The following is a 16,602-nucleotide window of genomic DNA, read 5'->3' on the forward strand; positions in this document are numbered from 1 at the left end:
CCACCACCTGTTGTCCGTACCGGCTGGTCGCGCGGTACTGCTCACGCCGAATCGCGCGCCGCGACCGGCTCCAGCTCGCCGAGCAGGCCGGTGAGGATCTGCACCAGGTTGTCCTGCATCGTCACTTCCGCGACCGGCTCCAGCCAGTCGCCGATGCTCGGCATACCGAAGTCGAACTTTCCTTCGAACTCGATGCGCGCCCCGCCGTCGGCATCATCGACCCGCCAATGTCCGGCGAAGGCCGCGAAATCCCCCGTCGTCTGCTGGAAGTGGATGGTCCGTGCGGCGGGGTCGATCGTGTCGGTCTCGGTCCATCGCATCAACCCCGCCCGGAACACCACTTCCCAATCGGACTGGGCCCGCACCACCTGGTCGCGAGGCGGCTCGGCGGTGCCGGATTCCACCGGCCGCACCGTCACCTGTTTCACCGTGTCGGTGTAGCGAATCCAGCTCTGGAAGTCGCGGATGCGAGCGAACGCCTCGTCCGGGCCACACCCGGGAACCTGCACCACCAGCGATACGTAACCCATTGCGCTGTCTCCTTCTCGGTGCGTGCTCAGCGGTAGCGGTGTCCGAACTCGGCGATGTCGGCGGCGGTTTCGGCCAGCGCCTGGAAAAGGAACTCCTCGTCGGCCGGACTCATCACCGCGGCGGGCGTCAGCCGGACCACGGTGCCCGCGTTGATCGACGGATTGGTCAGCACGGCGCGCTGCCGCAAGCCGAGCGTCAACTCGGTGGCCACGGGCGGCGAGACGCAGTCGATGCCGATCATCAACCCCCGCCCCCTGACCTCGGTGATCAATTCGGGGCATTCGCCCATCAGTACCTCGGTCAGCCGGGCGAGCAGTCGCTCCCCCAAGGCCGAAGCCGCGGCGACGATGCCCTCCCGCTCGATGACCTGCACCACGGTGTGCGCCGCCGTAGCCGCCAGCGGATTTCCGGCGAAGGTACCGGGGTGCAGAAACGGATCGGCACTCAGCGGGGCGTAGACCGGCGCGGCACAGATCGCTGCGGCTACGGGCACGACTCCCCCGGAAAGCCCCTTCCCGACCAGCAGAATGTCCGGCACCACGGCATCGAATTCCGCACCCCACCAGCGGCCGAGCCGACCGAGACCGGTCTGTACCTCGTCGAGTACGAATACCGCGTCGTTGGCCGTGCACAGGTCCCGGACCTGGGTCAGATAGCCGGGTGGCGGGATCCGCACGCCGCCCTCCCCCTGTACCGGTTCGACGATGACGCAACACGATTGCGGCGCGGCCTCGAGCGCCGCCGCCAGTGCCGCGGCGTCACCGAAGGGCACGGCGGTCACCTCCGGCAGCAGCGGCCGGAACGGCTCACGCAGTTTGTCGTTCGAGGTGACGCTCAGCGCACCCATGGTCTTGCCGTGGAATCCGCCGTGTGCCGAAATGATTCCGCGGCACCCGTGCAAGCGCGCGATCTTGAGGGCCGTCTCGACCGCCTCGGCACCGCTGTTGACGAAGTGGACGTAGTCCAGTCCCGCGGGCGCCGCCCTGGCAACCGTTTCCGCGGCTCGGGCCAGCACGGGATCGAGCAACATCCTGGTCGCCAATGCCCGGCGGCGCACCTGCGCGCACACCGCCTCCACCACGGCAGGGTGCGAATGTCCGAGCAGGAACACCCCGAATCCGCCGACGTCGAGATACCGGCGACCATCGCCGCCGAGCACCCAGCAGCCGTGTGCCTCTTGCTCGAACGTGCCGCCCGAGAGCTGGGCCACGGTGGCTAATCCGGAACTGATATGCCGCCGATACCGGTCGATGACGAGCTCGACGCCGGTATCGATCTGGGGTAATTGCATTGCGGTTGACCTCATTTCAGCACGTACGCCATCCCGGTTTCCAAACCAGCGAGCAACTTCGCGTGGGTCACCCGCTCGGCGAGGCCGAGGGCCGCGAGGTCGCTGGGAAAGATCCGCCCGGACTCGAACAAGTAGGAGTGCGCCAAGAACTGCTTCAGCCTGGCGCGCAGATGCTCCGGTCCGACGTCGGTCAGCAGCGGCAACACCAACCGGCGCAGCACGTCCTGCGGCATCAGTCGCGGCGCGATCACCGGCTCGCCGCGCACCCGTTCGCCCGCCGCGACCGCGATCCGGACCAGATCCGCCGCGGCCACCGCGTGCTTTCCGGCCGTCAGCCAGTAGACCCGGCGCTCGCTGCTGCGCAATAGGATTCGGATCGCCTCGGCAACGACGTCGGTGGGCACGAAATCGACCACCGCGTCGGCCTCGACCGGAATCAATGGAAGTTCCCCGTGCGCGACCGCGGCCCCGGTGACATGGAGACCCTGGAGACGGGCCACCGCACCGGTCTCGGAGTCACCGGCGATCACCGAGGGGCGCGCGACGACGGTGGGGTAGCCACGCTCGGCGATCAACTGTTCGGCACGGAGCTTGCTCTCCAGATAGGCGTCCGGCGACACCGCGTCCGCTACCCCGTGGCCGCGGCACTCCACGAAGGCGGTGCTGACGTGCACCAGCTTGGCTTCGCTGCGTTCGGCGAGGTCGAGTATTCGTGCGGTGCCGGTGACGTTCGTTTCGAACATCGTGGCGCGGTCGGTGCTGAAATCCGTTGCCGCGGCGGCGTGCACGATGGCGTCGAGGCCGCCGACGAGATCGTCATAGATGCCGCGCGACAGCCCGAGCCGTTCCTCGGATACGTTGCCGCGCACCGTAACCGCGGTGCGCGCGCCAACTGGGGTGCGGTTGACCAGCACCACCAGGCGATAGTCGGCCGCGAGCCGCCGCACCAGATCCGATCCGAGGACTCCGGCGGCGCCGGTGAGCAGCAGTCGTGGTTTCGCGGGCGACACGACAGCTCAAACCAGCCGCAGTGGTGCGGCGCCGGTCAGGTAGTCGACCAGGTTTTCGGCATTGCGTGCCCGGGAAGGCGGATGAAAAGCCAAGGCGTGACACGCGATAACGCGCTGCGCGATCTCCGGTTCGGTCGCGAAGGCGATGCCGCCGAGCAGTTCGAAGCAGGAATCGGCGACCCGGCACGCCACCTCCTGCGCGGCGTAGCGGGCCGCCAGCGCCTGCCCCAGTAGCTCTTCCAGCACTTCGGGAGTCGTCGCGGCCGACTGCTCGACCGGCGGGATCCGGCGCGCCACATTCTCCAGCCCGCTCATCGCCCCCTCCAGCGCCAATGCGGGTTCGACGCGGAGACCCGCAGACAGACTCGTCTTCGCCAGCACTCGTTCGGCCAGTCGGCTCGCCACGCCGAGATAGTTGGCCGAGACCAGCAGCTCGAACCACAGGAATCCGACGGACTGGACGGTGTCCAGTGGCGAATCCGGGCCGGTCCCGGCCCGCACCACCAGCTCGGCCGGGATGAATACCTCGGCCAGCTCGACCGCGTCGCTTTCCGCTCCGCCCAATGCATCTGCGCGCCAGAACTTTTCGATCAGCACGCCGGGGCAGCCCGCCGGGACGAGCACGAAGGCCAGTTCGTCCGCATCCTGACCGGGAATGATCGCGCTGGCGGTCAGGAAGTCCATCGAGGTGGCCAGGCTGCACGGACGCTTCTGACCCGATACGAGGAACCCGCCGTCGCACGGCTTCGCGACGAGCGTGGGATGCATGATGCCCTGGCCGGAGCGGCCCTCCGCGAACCCCGACGCCACCAGCAGTCCGTTGCGCGCGACCTCCGAGATGAACGCCAACTCCGCGCCGTCGCCGAGGGCCGCGACGGCGAGCACCGGGACCAGCGAGAAATGATGCATGGTGGTGGCGATGCCGAGCGACGGCGACAGCATGCCGACGGCCCGGTGGGCACGTACCGCATCCACCGGTTCCACCCCGCGTCCGCCGTACTGTTCCGGAATGAGCAATCCGGGTCCGCCCGCGTCACGAAACAGCCCCAGGCATGGATTTCCGGCTTTCTCCCGCTCCGCCCAGGGGATCTCATCGATATTCTTGGCGAGGCCGGGAAGTACCTCGTCGACGACGCGGCGCTCGGTTTGCAGGAATCTCATGGTCACTCCCGGTCGCTCGATTCGACACCATGGTGGCCGGGACGACCGGTAAACGTATAGCGTGCAGATTTGCACGCCGACCGAGGTGCGAAACCGCTTCGGCTATCGATCCGAACTCTGATTCCGGAGCGTTACGGAAATTCTCGACCATTGCTCGGCGCATTCCGCGGCCAGCTCGGCTATCAATCGCGCGTTGTGAGCAGGCACGGATTCGACGACGCGCGCACAGTCCTGCGAGTCGATGGTGTGCAGGTACAACCAGCGCAAGAGTCGGCGACCGATCTCGTTGTGACGCAACGATGGATCTCTGCCCAGTTGGTGCAGTACCGCTGAGACGTCCAGGTTCGCGGGCTGCTCCGGACACCGCACGTCCAGCTGTCCGGGACCGGTGGTACCGCATCGCTTGGCCACCGGGTCCTCGCCACGCCGCATCCGATCCCGGACATCGCGCACAGTTCCCGGCGAGATGCCCGCCGCCTTGGCTATCTCGCGCAGCGACGCGCTGGGCCGCGTGCTGATGATCTCGGCCGCCATCAGGCGTCCGGTAGCGGTGGTCAACGGCCGGACCCGCCCGTCGCTACCGAGTCGATGACGCGGGTGCGAATTCGGCGGCGCGCCTGCGCGTAGCGCGGCGACCGTCTTCGCCGCGAGTCCGGTTGTGCCCGCGATCAGCCGATCGGACCAGTGCGGGTGACTCGCGAGGATGCGCGCCGCGGCGGCCCGCCGATCGGTGATCGACAACGGCAAACCGTGTTCGATATTGGCCCGTACCGCGAACACGAACGCCTCGTCCGAGGAGCCGTCGAAATACACCACGTCGATTACGGTCGCCCCGCGCGATATCGCCGCCCGTAGCCGATGAATTCCGTCGATGACACACCTGGTGGTGCGGTGCACGACAATCGGGGGTAATGAGGTTTCGGTCTCGGCCAAGAGCAGGGTGTGGTCGAAATTCTCACCGTCGCGCCGCAGCGAGTGCTCCGGCACGACGAGCGACGCAATCGGTACAGTGACGCAATCGCCTGCACGCGTGCGGGGTAGTAGTTCCACGGCCCTCGACATGACCATCCCTTCATGTCGCAATTCGGTGGGCCGATGCTATCAACTCGATCCAGCCGCACCCGTGCTGAATTCGTGTCGGGTGGTCTCCGAATTACCGACCGATGGTCGGGAAATGTGCTGTGCGACAGCGGAATTTACCCGGTTGCACACCCTCACCGTCGGCTGGCGTCGGTGCATGTCAGCCGGGCCACCACCGACAGCGGCCGAGTACTGGGTTTACGTGGATTCGGTTGCGGAAGATACGCAATGGGCCGCAGGGCGGGTGGCAACCGCCGGAGCCGATGGGCACTTTCGAAGATGGAGTGGACCTCGAGCGGGGTCCAGCCGATCGCCTCGAAGTGCGCGATCCCCGCCCGCGGCGCGAAGACAATCGGCGCCGACCGCAACAGGTCGTTGGTCGAGGCCGCCATGATCCGGTGCATCGCCGCGTTCCAGAAATCGACTCCCCACCAGGCGATTTCCGGACGTTTCAGGTCGTGCGCCAACGCTCGCACGGCAGTATCGGACAGGAAGTACACGAACCCCTCGGTCAGCACCAGCGCCTTCGACGCGTCGGCCAGTTCCACATCGAGGAACGCCGACCGCGCGTCCGGGTCGGCCAGATCGACCGGCCGCCGGGTCAGCAGGCAGCGGGCCGTCTCGCCGCCGAGCAGCAGTTCCTTTTCGGCGAGCAATTCCGGGAGGTCGGCCTCCACCCACACCAGATCAGCGGGTAGGTCGAGTCGATACGGCCGGGTGTCGAAACCGGCACCGAGGTTGAGCACCATGTCACAACCGCTGTGCAGCGCCGTCATGATCAACTCGTCGAACAGCTTCGCGCGCACCGAATGCCACCACCCGGTGCGGCCGAACCGGGGACCGGCGGCGACAATCGCGTACCCGCGCTCGCCGGCCAGCCGATCCGCCAGCGGGTCGGTGAAAACCGGGTCCCGGCGGGCGGATTCGAGCGCTCTACACGCCGCAGCCCATCGTGCGGTGTCGGAAACATGGGCAACCAATGTTTCGTGCTCGTCCATGGGGTGGAGTTTCGCACCGCCACCGCGCGACCCACCACCGTCCATCTTGCACATCGGGACCGGTATTTCTCCGGCGTGAAGACGGCGTTCACCAGGTGACGGGTAGCTCGGCGATACCGCGGTCGAGCACGCTGGCGGTGACCGGAATTCGCGAGACCGGGACGGCTAGCCGCAGCGTGGGAAAACGAGTGACGAGCCCGGCGAACACCACCTGTAATTGCATTCGCGCCAACGGCGCGCCGATGCAGTGCCACGGGCCGTGTCCAAAGGCGAGATGGTGATTGGGCGCCCGCGTCACGTCGAAGCGGTCCGGCTCGGTGAAGGCTCGCGGATCGATGTTGGCCGCGGTGATGTCGAGCAGCACCAGGTCGCCCGCGCGGATGGTGACATCGCCGAGCTCGATGTCGGCCCGCGCGTACCGGGGCAGCATCGCCACCGCCCGCGCTGATCGCTACCCGCAAGCCAGATGGGCGATATCGTCATCGGACAATTCGTATTCCGGAGCGCAGAGCGACGAGGGCACGTCGTCGCATGGATCGGCGCGCCTGCCACCGATCAACTGCCGGATGAGCGAAATCAGTTCGGCGAGACCGGTATCGGAGGCCTCCCGCCCATCGAAGCCCATGATCGTGTCGACCGCTGCTTGGAATCGCGCGCGCTGGACGGTGGGAATGCCGAGCAGTTCGCAGAGCAGCCGAACAACTCGCCACCGCAAGCGAAAGCGAGTTCGGCGAGCCCGCCGTCACCGAGTTACTCCGCTGGGCCGCGGCGAACCCCGCAGGTTTCCGGCTGCTGTTCCACCATGCGGCCCGGGAACCCGATTTCCGCGCCGAGGCAGATCAGGTGCGAGCGGAGATGGTGATCGCCGTCCGCCGCAACTTGACCGAACTGATCCCCGACCGAGCATGGGCGGACTGGGCGGCACAGCTCGGAACAACCACCGCCATCGAGGCGATCATGGCATGGCTGGACGCCGGTAGACCGGACCCGACCAAGCCGCCACCCGCATCGGCGATGCGGTCGCCGGTGTCGTCCAGGCCGCCCGGCCACGCTCCTGACTCCGGCCACAGTGGTGCTGGCTCTACCACCAACAGAGGTGGCCGCTGCATAGGAGTGGTGATTCAGCGCTTCTAGAGTGGTTTACCGGACCGCGGCGCGCTTGCCGCGCTCGTAGCAGAAGGGGGAACCGCCTTGCGGACAAAGGAATTCCGTCGATTACTGACCGGCGTGGCGTTGGTGTCCATACTGGCGACTGCGGCATGCACTTCCGAAGGTGCCGGTACCACCGAGCCTGCCCCGGTCGACGTGGGACGTCCGGAGGTCGCTCGCGCGTTGGACCGTTTGATCGAGATCGGGTTGCCCGGAGCCCAGGTCGTGGTGACCGACCGGGGGCGGAACTGGACCGCTGCCGCGGGAGTAGGTGACCTCGAGCGCCGCACGCCGTTTCCGGAGCACGCCCGAGTACGGATCGGTAGCAACACCAAGACTTTTACCGCGACAGTCATGTTGCAGCTGGTAGCCGAGGGGAAGGTGGAACTCGACGCACCGGTGGAGCGCTATCTGCCCGGCGTCGTGCGTGGTGAGGGCATCGACGCCGAACGCATCACCATTCGCAATCTGTTGCAGCACACCAGCGGTCTGCCCGACTATGCGGACTTGATACCGGAGTTCATGGCGAACCCGCTGACCCATTACGAAGCGGACGAACTCGTGCGCCGAGCCTTGACGCTGCCCGCCCAATTCCAGCCCGGCGCGAAGTGGAACTACTGCAATACCAATTACTTGGTGGCCGGTGCGGTGATCGAGCGGATAACGGGCAGCTCGATCAGGGCCGAGATCACCCGCAGAATCCTGGAGCCACTGGGCCTCCGCGACACCTACTACCCGGCGGATGGCGATGCCGTCCTTCGCGATCCGCATCCGAGCGGCTATGCCGTCGTCGACGGTAAGCGCGTCGACATCACCGCACTCGACCCCTCGGCGGGCGGAGCGGCCGGTGCGATGGTGGGCACCGGCGCGGATCTGAATCGGTTCTTCACGGCCCTGCTGGCCGGTCAGTTGCTGCCGCCCGCGCAGCTGGTCGAGATGAAACATACTGTCCCGATGGACGTTCCGGGGCCGCCGCTCAGCTACGGGCTGGGCCTGATGCAACGTCCGCTGTCTTGCGGCAAAGAGTTCTGGGGCCACGGCGGCGATATCGATGGTTTCGAAACCCGCGGCGGCGTCACCGGTAATGGCCGCGCGGTCACCGTGAGCGTCAACCAGGTCCCCGAAACAGCGGAAGCGATCGCCGACGTCATGAAGGTCGTCGACGCCGCCCTCTGCGCAACCACCTGACCCGCCCGCTCAGCACCGACCCGCCGATTCCGATCGACCCGTGGATCAGCGCGGATCCCGCGCCAGGACCGCGGCAACCGTGGTTCCGTTGTCGCCGGTAGAGAGGACGACGGCAGACGGCAGATCCGCGTCGAAACCTGCCACCGTCACGTTCACCGGACAGCCATCGCGGTCGGGGCGGCGAACTCCCTGTAGCGGGGGCAGGAAGCCGCGGTTCATCGACTCGAGGGCAAGCACGACTTCCGCGGGAAACGATGCGCCGTAGAGATGCCCGTAGGCGGCTTTCGTTGAGGTGACCGGGATTTCGCGGCCGAGTACGCGCGCTATGCCGACCGCTTCGGCTTGATCGCCCGCCCGGGTTCCGGCGCCTTCGGCAACGACGAAAGCGATGTCGTCCGGTGCCAGGTCCGCGCCGCGCAGTGCGGTGCGGATGGCTCGCTCCACCGGCTGCGGGTCCGCCGACGGACCGGCGGCCACCGCACTGCTGAGCAGGTAACCCAGTGCACGGCCGCCCGGCCGTTCCAGCACCAGCGCAGCGGCACCCTCGCCGACCTGATGTCCGGCACGCTCGATATCGAAGGGGCGAAAGGGATTCGGTTGCGCCACCGGTGGCGACGCGTCCGCTCCCCCGACCAGTGCCCAGTCATTGCGCTCGGCACGAACGGCCAGCGCCCCCAGATGACAAGCCAGCGCGCCGCTGACCCGCCCGGCCGCGAATGTGCGACTCGCGCCGAGCAATTGGTGTTCGATGCTCAGCCACCCTTGCGCCGACGCGGGGAACCAGGCGGTCGCCACCCAGGGACTCATCGCCTCATGCCCGGCGGCCGTGGCCGATTCGAATGCCCGCGCGAGGGTGGCGGTACCCCCGCCCGAAGTCCCCCACCACACACCCGCGTCAGCGGATTCCGCATCGAGACGGCCCGCGACACCCATCGCCTCGCGTACTGCCGCGAAGGCCAAGTGGGCGAAGCGATCAGTCTTCTTTGCCACCCGCCGTGGCACCGCTAGCTCGGCGGACACCCGATGGCGCGGCTCCGCACCGCCGGCTGCCGGGCTGGCCAGCCGAGTCCATACTTGCTCGACTCCGGTTCCGACACCAGTGAGGATTCCCGTACCGGCCACCCCGAGATCCATCTCCCACCTCTCTTGCCCAATATGTCGATTTCAGTGCGGACAGTCACCGTGCGCCGCTGATCGTCACGGCGGTATGCACGCCGCCGAGTCCGGTCGCGAGAACCAGGGCGGTCCGGACGGGGGCGGCGCGCGCGCCCGTGGTGACGTAGTCGAGGTCGCATTCCGGGTCGGGCACCGCGTAATTCGCGGTGGGCGGGATGGTGGCGTGCTCGAGCGCGCCGAGTGCCGCGAGCGCACCGAGCAGACCGGCAGCACCTAGGGCGTGGCCGTGCACCGCCTTTCCCGCGGTGATCGGCACGTGGGCGGCATGCGGGCCGAAGGCGTCTTTGACGGCATTGGTTTCGAACAGATCGTTCTGCGGTGTGCCGGAGCCGTGGGCACAGATCAGGTCGACGGCCGTAGGTTCGACGGCTGCCGCGTGCAAGGCTCGCCGGATCACTCGGGACAGGGCGAATCCGTCCGGGGGCAGGTCGCTCATGTGCCAGGCGTTGTTACCGCTGGCCGTGCCGGTGATCTCACCATAAATCCGACAGCCACGTGCTCGGGCATGGTCGAGGCGCTCCAGCAACACCGCCGCGGCGGCCTCGGCGAGCACCATTCCGTTGCGCCGCCGATCGAACGGGCAGCACTGTGCCGGGTCGAGCTCAGCGGTCGGCCGCGCGAGCGCCCCGATGTTGTCGAGCATCCCGACGCTCAGCGTATTGAAGGGCGATTCGGCACCGACCACCAAGACGGCGTCCGGTTCCCCCGCACGCAGCCAGTCGGTCCCGACTGTCACGGCGTCGAGGCCGGAGGAGCAACCATTGGACAGCGTGAGCGCGCCCGCACCCGCGCCGACCAACTCACGCAGCAGCCCCGTCGTGTAGTCCGGCAATGCGGTCCGCAGGTCGCCCGCTTCCGCCTGCGCACCGGTGATCTCACTCATGCCGCCATTGACCGAGGTGAAGACGACACCTAGGCGCTCGGGCGCGATGGCGGCGGGTAGCCCGTCCTTCATGCACTGCTCGGCGGCATCGAGCGCCAGCGCGGTGACCCTCGGCACCCCGGCCCGGTCCCGGAAGTCGCTGATCCGGCCGGAAATCGTGCTCCGGAAACCGGATTCGCACATCCACGGGTCCACCTCGAGCTTGGAATCGCCGGCGACCAGCCCAGCCCAGAACGACGTCAGATCCGGTCCGAGCGGCGAGACCACGCCCCGCCCGGTAATTGCGACCCGCGATGAATCAGCCATGCTTCGATCACCTCCAGCTATTCGACCAGCAGTGCGCGCAGCCGTTTGCGGTCGACCTTGCCGATGCCGATCTTCGGGATCTCCCCCACGTATTTCACGTCGTCCGGCAACTTGTATTCGGCGAATCCCTGCGTGCGCAGGTGATCTCGCAGAGCCGCCAGCGGCGGCCCGGCCCAGTCGGGTGTCACGACGAACACCGAGATCAGCTCGCCGTAGGTGTCGTCGGGACGGCCGACCACCGCGACATCCTCGATCTCTGGATGACCGCGCAGCGCATCCTCGATCTCGTCCGGGGAAATGTTCTCCCCGCCCCGGCTGATCACGTCCCCGGTCCGCCCGAGGATCGTCACCGAACCGTCCGGGGCGATGCTGGCCACATCCCCGGTGCGATAGAAACCGTCCGCGGCGAACCCACGCCGGTCGGCCGCGGCATCGTCGAAGTATCCGGCCACGGTGTAGGGGCCGCGGGTCCAGAGTTCACCTGCGCCTGCGGCTATTTCGCCATTGTCGCCCACCAGTCGCAGCTCATCGCCCGGCGAGGCGGGCCGACCCTGAGTGCGGTAACGCACCGAGTCCGGATCGGACCGATCGGTGAAGCACAGCAGGCCCTCGCTCATCCCGTAGCACTGCTGCACGAACGCGCTGGACCCCTCCTCGAGCGACCGCATGAGCACTTCCGACGGCCGGGCGCCGCCGATCTGGATGACTCGCATCGTCGCAGCGCACCGCGCCAACCCTGCCCCTTCGGTGAGCCATTGCCGCGCGACAGCGGGCACGACGGTGGTGTGGGTGACCCGTTCCCCGGCCGCCATGGCGAGCGCGGCCGCCGGATTGCGATGGTCACCGAACACGACGGTCCCGCCGACCAGCAGGGTGCCGAGCACGCCCGGGCAATCGAGAGTGAACCCGTGGGTCGCGGGCAGCACCGCCAGATACACCGAGTCCGCGTCGAATTCGGACGCCGCGGCTGCCCGCGTGATCATGTACCCGAACGGCCCGTGCTCCCGCGGGATCAACTTCGGCAGGCCGGTGGTACCGCTGGACAGCAGCATCACCGCGACGTGGTCGAGTTCGCGCGCAGGTGCGCTGATTGCCCGGCTACGACCCTCGGTCATGGGGGTCAGCACCGGCGCGGCACGGTCGGCAGCCTCGGGTAGCCCGAGGACTGCGATCGGCGCGGCGATCCGGTCGGCCACCTCACCGAGCCGCCGTAGCGCCCGGCGCGCGCCGACATCGCGAGCGGGTGCGATGATCATCAGCGCGGCTTGGGCGGTGGCCACGACGTGGCTGGTCTCCCGGACGCCGAGGCTCGGCATGACCGGAACCGGGATCGCGCCCGCGCGCAGCACGCCGAGCAACGCGACGGCGAGTTCGGCACAGTTGTTCATCTGCACCGCGATTCGGTCGCCCGGCACGATCGCGGCGTCGGCCAGTTCGGCGGCCAGGCGTTCCACCGCATGCCACAGCTGACGGTAGGTCAGCCGCTGGTTCGGTGCGACCACAGCGGTTTTCGTACCGGCCTGCGCGGCCACCCGGGCGATGTGTTCCTCCAGCCTGCCGTCCAGCCACCACCCCTGGGATCGGTAGTGCGCGATCCGGTCGGGAGGCAGCCGCCGGTAGCTGCCCGGTGCGGCTTCGACCGAACTGCTCAGGTCCGCCGTCACGACCTACTCCGCCCGGACGGTATGTCCACTGCTGACCAGTGCGGCCAGCTCACCGACAGTGAAATCCGGCTGCGCGGCGAAATCGAGCACCACCCCGTACTTTTCTTTGATTTCCAGCCGCAATTCGACCATCTCGGTCGAATCGAGGCCCAGTGTTTCGCGCATAGATGAGCTGTCATCGATATCGTCGGTAGCAACGCCCATGTCGGTCAGAATTTCGATGATTCCCTCGGTTGTCACAACATCTCCCATGCTGTCGGAGTAACCTTGTCCCCGCGACCAGCCCGCCCGCCTGACCGCGAAACAGCCTGTCTCACAGGGTGAAACAACCTGCGGCACATGCCTTTGAGAGCCGAGCGTAACAGCGGAGCAGCATTGGAGATATCGCCCGAATGGGGGTATCACACCGATACCATCGCCTCATAGCATTAGTACCACTTGGAACCAACGGCCGTATTTACTCATTCGGTCGCCGGGTGGAGGATCCATTCATGGCTTCGCACGCAGTAGATGAAGGACAGCAGTCAGCTCCCCGACAGTATGCCGTGCCCTACGCCCGCATCGGATCGGTACTCGGAGCTGACGAACACGAGGCGATCGCCGCGGTGCTCGACAACGCCGCGACCCTCACTCAGGGCGAGTGGCGCGCCCGATTCGAGGCCGCGCTCGCGGACTATATCGGTGTGCGATACGCCGTCACCGTCACCAGCGGGACCGTGGCGCTGGCGCTGGCCATTCACCTGCTCGACCTGCGGCCGGGGGACGAGGTCATCGCCACGCCGCAGACCTATCAGGCCTCGATTCAACCGCTGCTCGACTACGACGTCGAGGTGAAGTTCTGTGACGTGGACCCGATCACCCTCAATGTCGATCCCGCGCAGGTCGAACGGCTCATCGGCGCGAAGACCCGGGCCATCGTTCTGGTGCACTACGGCGGACTGACCGCCGACATGCGGCGGATCCGAGACCTCGCCCGCCGCAACGACATCCTCGTCATCGAGGACGCCGCACATGCGCTCGGCGGTGACTATTTCGGCAAACGCCCCGGCAGCCTTGCCGATCTCGGCTGCTTCAGTTTCCACTCGGCGAAGAACATCACCACACTCGGCGAAGGCGGGATGATCACCTTCGACCGCGACGACTGGTGGCAACGACTGGATCGCTTACGCTCCAACGAGGTCGACGCGATCTTCGCCCCGCGGCAACGCGGCACCGACCGGCTGAGCACGCCGCCACGCAGCCTGGCATGGATGCGCGATGTCGGCGACGCCTACACCATGGACTGCCACGGCATCCGCCGATCGGGCACGAATGCCGCGATGAGCGAGGTGGCCGCCGCCGTCGGCCTGGTTCAGTTACGCAAGCTCGACCGCATGGTGGCCCGCCGCCGCGCCATTGCCGCACGACTGGACGAGGTACTCGCCGACGTGGGCGGAATCACGGTGCAGCGCAGCGACAATCCCGATATCGGCCACGCGTACCACTTCTACACCTTCTTTGCCGACAAATCGGTGGGGCGGCACCGCGACGAGATCATCGAGGCGCTCGATCACGCGGGCGTCGAAGTTCAGTTGCGATATTTCCCCTTGCACCTGCGCCCCGAATGGCGGATGCGCGGATCGCAAGCGGGCGACTGCCCCAATACCGAGCAGCAATGGTTCCACACCCAGGTCAACCTGCCATGCCATCCGCGCCTGACCGACCGCCAGGTCGACCACTTGGTGAACGCGTTGTCCGACGTGCTCATCACGAGACCCCGCGCCGCCGTCCATTTGTGAACCGCAAGGAGCATCGACTGTCATGACCGAAATCCAGACCTACGCCGCGATCGTCGTCGGTGGCGGTGCCGTCGGGCTCAGTGCCGCACGGGAACTGGGCCGACGCGGCATGCCCACGCTCGCGCTCGAGGCCGGACCACTGTTTCACGACCACGCCAGTTCCGCTGGTACCGAACGGCATTCGCGGGTCCAGTATTCGCAGGAAGACCTGTCACGGCTGGCCTTGGAAACCGCCGCCGAGTGGGACCGGCTGGAGAGCGAGTCCGGACGCAGGCTGCGGCATCGCGTCGGCAGCCTGTGGTTCGGCGACGTCGACGTCGACACCAATGAAGGCCAGATCACCTCCGCCGCACGGGTGATGGACAAACTCGACATCCCCTACGAGTGGTTGACCGCACGCGAAATCAGCGACCGCTTCGGCTTCCGCGACCTGCCCGCCGACTACGCCGGCTTCCTGCAACCCGACGGCGGCATCGTCGACGTGAAGGCCACTCTGCTGGCGTTGTACGAGCTCTCGATCCGGTCGGGAGTCCATGTCACGCCCAACGCGCCGGTGCGGTCGATCGAGCCGGAATCGGACACCGTTCGCGTCGTCACCGATTCGGGCACCTACCGCACCTCGTCGCTGGTGGTCGCGGCCGGTCCGGCGACCGCGCGGCTGCTCCGGCCGTTCGGTGTCGACATGGACTACCGCGTCTTCGAAATGGCCAACCTCTCGTTCGTACCCAGCGACGGCCGGGTGGAGCTGCCGTTCTGGTTCGCGTTCCAGCAGCCCACCGAGCGCGATACGAATCTGTTCTACGGTTTCGGGCCTCGGCCGTGGTCCACCGACAATGCCTGCCGGGTGGCCCCGATGTTCGAGATCGACGAGATAGCCGCGGAGACCGTGCCGACGCTGCGCCCCAAGGCGTATGACGTCGACCGCGTCCACGACTGGGTGCGCACTCATATGCCCATGCTCGAAGCCCGTGCCGTTTCCGCCACAACCTGTTTGGCCGTGCTGCCCCGAGATCCCGCGCGACAGTTCTATTTCGGACCGGTGACCGCCCCCGGAGCGGGCACCGCGCGAATTGCCACCTTCGCCGCGGGCTGGGGATTCAAGTTCGTCCCGATCCTCGGCCGAGTGCTCGCCGACTGGGCCTGCACCGGCACGACAGACGTTGATGTGCAACGCCTTTCGGTCTCGTGACGAACACGCACTGCACGCTCGACGCCGACGACATCCACCGCTATACCCAATTGGTCGACAGCGCCGACCCGTCCGGCCGGGCTCACCCGCTGGCCCTGGTGCGCGCCGCGGCGCCGCTCTGGGAGCCCAGGGTGACCGAGATCCGCACCGCGCACCGACAGCGTCCGGTGATCCACCTGGCACAGTCGGCGCTCTTCGCACGGGCAGTGCGCCCCACGGAACAACTCATCGGCCGGTGTGCTGTGCACGCGGTGCACAGCCTTGGCGAGGACGCCGTCTATACGTTGCGAGTGTCATTCACCGAGCCGACCGGTGCGCGGGTTGCCCAGTTCGATGTGGCGCTGCTGATCGACGGGCAACCGGATGAGCCCGCCGAGTTACCGCCGTGGCGAGCGCATCGCGCGGTGGCGGGCACCGACACCATCGGCCTGCGACGGCGGCATTTCGATCTGGCCACCGCTCGGGAGTACGCCCGGGTCTCCCGTGATGCCAACCCGATCCACCGGCACGCCACGGCCGCCGAGGACGCGGGCTTCCCCGGCCCGATCGCGCACGGGCTGCACGTCCTCGCGGCAGGGTTGTCGGTGGCACGCGAACTCGGTGTCTGCCCTTATCAGCAGCTAGCGGAGATCCGCACTCGGTTCGGCCACCCCGTGGTGTTACCCACGGATGTGTCGTATCGGGTGCAGCGCACCGGGGACGCGCGAACCTTCTGTATCGCGGCCGACACCGCCGCCGGGCCCGCACTCAAACGGTGCTGGTTCCGCTTGCGGGAGTGAGCATCTCGTCGCCGGTGAAGGCCTTGCGCACACTCGTCGGCGGCGGCACCGGCCGGAAATCGTTGGCGTCGACCCACACGTACCGGTTCGACACCACCGTCACGGTCGCCTCGGCGCGGCGCATCAGATAGATCAAGGTCAGCGAGGTCCGGCCGACCTTGCCCACACCTACGGTCACGGTGAGTTCTTCGTCGAACCGGCACGGCTGCAGGTATCGCACCTGCGATTCGGCGAGAACGAGCTCGACACCCTGCTCGGCCACCTGGTCGTAGGAGCCGAACAGCCGCTTCATCGACTCCAGGCAGGCCATGTCGGCATAGGCCAGATAATGCGCGTTGAACACCACGCCCTGCGGGTCGCATTCGTGATACCGCACCCGCAGCGGCATGTCCAAGATCTCCCTGGTGATGTCATGCATG

18 protein-coding genes are annotated in these 16,602 nt (G+C 67.3%); 4 read left to right on the forward strand and 14 right to left on the reverse strand.

The features are described from left to right. Positions 1-41 precede the first annotated feature (41 nt). The 9 genes from ACFK0J_RS21685 to ACFK0J_RS21725 form a co-directional block, all read right to left on the reverse strand. Positions 42-530 carry a type II toxin-antitoxin system RatA family toxin gene (locus ACFK0J_RS21685; RefSeq protein WP_378730020.1) on the reverse strand — a complete coding sequence of 163 codons (489 nt, stop codon included), beginning with the start codon at positions 528-530 and terminating at the stop codon, positions 42-44. 26 nt (positions 531-556) lie between these two features. Beyond that, positions 557-1,822 carry an aspartate aminotransferase family protein gene (locus ACFK0J_RS21690; RefSeq protein WP_378730022.1) on the reverse strand — a complete coding sequence of 422 codons (1,266 nt, stop codon included), beginning with the start codon at positions 1,820-1,822 and terminating at the stop codon, positions 557-559. An 11-nt stretch (positions 1,823-1,833) separates the two neighbouring features. Continuing rightward, positions 1,834-2,832 (reverse strand): SDR family oxidoreductase, encoded by a 999-nt coding sequence (locus ACFK0J_RS21695; RefSeq protein WP_378730024.1) that lies wholly within the window; start codon positions 2,830-2,832, stop codon positions 1,834-1,836. Positions 2,833-2,838: 6 nt separating this feature from the next. Beyond that, positions 2,839-3,993 carry an acyl-CoA dehydrogenase family protein gene (locus tag ACFK0J_RS21700; protein ID WP_378730026.1) on the reverse strand — a complete coding sequence of 385 codons (1,155 nt, stop codon included), beginning with the start codon at positions 3,991-3,993 and terminating at the stop codon, positions 2,839-2,841. 102 nt (positions 3,994-4,095) lie between these two features. Continuing rightward, a complete protein-coding gene (locus tag ACFK0J_RS21705; RefSeq protein WP_378730028.1) occupies positions 4,096-4,980 on the reverse strand; it encodes a ParB/RepB/Spo0J family partition protein in 885 nt (294 codons plus the stop codon). A 227-nt stretch (positions 4,981-5,207) separates the two neighbouring features. Then, on the reverse strand, positions 5,208-6,071 hold the full coding sequence (locus ACFK0J_RS21710) for a class I SAM-dependent methyltransferase (protein ID WP_378730030.1): 864 nt from the start codon (positions 6,069-6,071) through the stop codon (positions 5,208-5,210). A gap of 88 nt (positions 6,072-6,159) precedes the next feature. Further along, positions 6,160-6,501, reverse strand: coding sequence for a cytochrome P450 (locus tag ACFK0J_RS21715; RefSeq protein WP_378742955.1), 342 nt, complete (start codon positions 6,499-6,501; stop codon positions 6,160-6,162). A 21-nt stretch (positions 6,502-6,522) separates the two neighbouring features. Beyond that, entirely contained in the window at positions 6,523-6,786 is a 264-nt protein-coding gene (locus ACFK0J_RS21720) for a hypothetical protein (RefSeq protein ID WP_378730032.1), read from the reverse strand. 124 nt (positions 6,787-6,910) lie between these two features. Beyond that, positions 6,911-7,159, reverse strand: a complete 249-nt coding sequence (locus tag ACFK0J_RS21725; protein ID WP_378730034.1) for a hypothetical protein — start codon at positions 7,157-7,159, stop codon at positions 6,911-6,913. 244 nt (positions 7,160-7,403) lie between these two features. Here ACFK0J_RS21725 and ACFK0J_RS21730 point away from each other — a divergent pair, with 244 nt between their 5' ends. Continuing rightward, positions 7,404-8,408: a serine hydrolase domain-containing protein gene (locus ACFK0J_RS21730; RefSeq protein ID WP_378730036.1), complete on the forward strand. Its 1,005-nt coding sequence runs from the start codon at positions 7,404-7,406 to the stop codon at positions 8,406-8,408. Positions 8,409-8,453: 45 nt separating this feature from the next. Here the strand turns inward: ACFK0J_RS21730 and ACFK0J_RS21735 are convergent, their stop codons facing one another. The 4 genes from ACFK0J_RS21735 to ACFK0J_RS21750 form a co-directional block, all read right to left on the reverse strand. Further along, positions 8,454-9,398 (reverse strand): beta-ketoacyl synthase N-terminal-like domain-containing protein, encoded by a 945-nt coding sequence (locus ACFK0J_RS21735; protein WP_378730038.1) that lies wholly within the window; start codon positions 9,396-9,398, stop codon positions 8,454-8,456. Between the two features lie 187 nt (positions 9,399-9,585). Beyond that, on the reverse strand, positions 9,586-10,773 hold the full coding sequence (locus ACFK0J_RS21740; protein WP_378730040.1) for a beta-ketoacyl-[acyl-carrier-protein] synthase family protein: 1,188 nt from the start codon (positions 10,771-10,773) through the stop codon (positions 9,586-9,588). Between the two features lie 17 nt (positions 10,774-10,790). Next, positions 10,791-12,437, reverse strand: coding sequence for an AMP-binding protein (locus tag ACFK0J_RS21745; RefSeq protein WP_378730042.1), 1,647 nt, complete (start codon positions 12,435-12,437; stop codon positions 10,791-10,793). Positions 12,438-12,440: 3 nt separating this feature from the next. Beyond that, on the reverse strand, positions 12,441-12,677 hold the full coding sequence (locus ACFK0J_RS21750) for an acyl carrier protein (RefSeq protein ID WP_378730044.1): 237 nt from the start codon (positions 12,675-12,677) through the stop codon (positions 12,441-12,443). Positions 12,678-12,928: 251 nt separating this feature from the next. Between ACFK0J_RS21750 and ACFK0J_RS21755 the strand changes: the two genes are divergently transcribed. From ACFK0J_RS21755 to ACFK0J_RS21765, 3 genes are read left to right on the forward strand one after another with little or no spacing between them, the layout of a single operon-like run. Further along, positions 12,929-14,215, forward strand: coding sequence for a DegT/DnrJ/EryC1/StrS family aminotransferase (locus tag ACFK0J_RS21755; RefSeq protein ID WP_378730046.1), 1,287 nt, complete (start codon positions 12,929-12,931; stop codon positions 14,213-14,215). A 22-nt stretch (positions 14,216-14,237) separates the two neighbouring features. Continuing rightward, on the forward strand, positions 14,238-15,404 hold the full coding sequence (locus ACFK0J_RS21760) for an FAD-dependent oxidoreductase (RefSeq protein WP_378730048.1): 1,167 nt from the start codon (positions 14,238-14,240) through the stop codon (positions 15,402-15,404). Then, the gene (locus tag ACFK0J_RS21765; RefSeq protein WP_378730050.1) at positions 15,401-16,183 is read left to right on the forward strand and encodes a MaoC family dehydratase; all 783 of its coding nucleotides are present in this window, start codon (positions 15,401-15,403) and stop codon (positions 16,181-16,183) included. The genes ACFK0J_RS21760 and ACFK0J_RS21765 overlap by 4 nt, the downstream gene beginning before the upstream one ends. Here the strand turns inward: ACFK0J_RS21765 and ACFK0J_RS21770 are convergent. Further along, entirely contained in the window at positions 16,152-16,601 is a 450-nt protein-coding gene (locus ACFK0J_RS21770; protein WP_378730052.1) for an acyl-CoA thioesterase, read from the reverse strand. The two genes, ACFK0J_RS21765 and ACFK0J_RS21770, sit on opposite strands and share 32 nt — an antisense overlap. Position 16,602: the final 1 nt, after the last annotated feature.

Origin of the sequence: Nocardia brasiliensis, from assembly GCF_042691675.1 — a bacterium.
Taxonomy (GTDB): Bacteria; Actinomycetota; Actinomycetes; order Mycobacteriales; family Mycobacteriaceae; genus Nocardia; species Nocardia brasiliensis_D.

Bases quoted from the DNA above. Each gene is read 5' to 3' on its own strand.
- ACFK0J_RS21685 (WP_378730020.1), bottom strand. From the start codon at position 530: ATGGGTTACGTATCGCTGGTGGTGCAGGTTCCCGGGTGTGGCCCGGAC.
- ACFK0J_RS21690 (WP_378730022.1), bottom strand. From the start codon at position 1,822: ATGCAATTACCCCAGATCGATACCGGCGTCGAGCTCGTCATCGACCGG.
- ACFK0J_RS21700 (WP_378730026.1), bottom strand. From the start codon at position 3,993: ATGAGATTCCTGCAAACCGAGCGCCGCGTCGTCGACGAGGTACTTCCC.
- ACFK0J_RS21710 (WP_378730030.1), bottom strand. From the start codon at position 6,071: ATGGACGAGCACGAAACATTGGTTGCCCATGTTTCCGACACCGCACGA.
- ACFK0J_RS21715 (WP_378742955.1), bottom strand. From the start codon at position 6,501: ATGCTGCCCCGGTACGCGCGGGCCGACATCGAGCTCGGCGATGTCACC.
- ACFK0J_RS21740 (WP_378730040.1), bottom strand. From the start codon at position 10,773: ATGGCTGATTCATCGCGGGTCGCAATTACCGGGCGGGGCGTGGTCTCG.
- ACFK0J_RS21755 (WP_378730046.1), top strand. From the start codon at position 12,929: ATGGCTTCGCACGCAGTAGATGAAGGACAGCAGTCAGCTCCCCGACAG.
- ACFK0J_RS21760 (WP_378730048.1), top strand. From the start codon at position 14,238: ATGACCGAAATCCAGACCTACGCCGCGATCGTCGTCGGTGGCGGTGCC.
- ACFK0J_RS21770 (WP_378730052.1), bottom strand. From the start codon at position 16,601: ATGCATGACATCACCAGGGAGATCTTGGACATGCCGCTGCGGGTGCGG.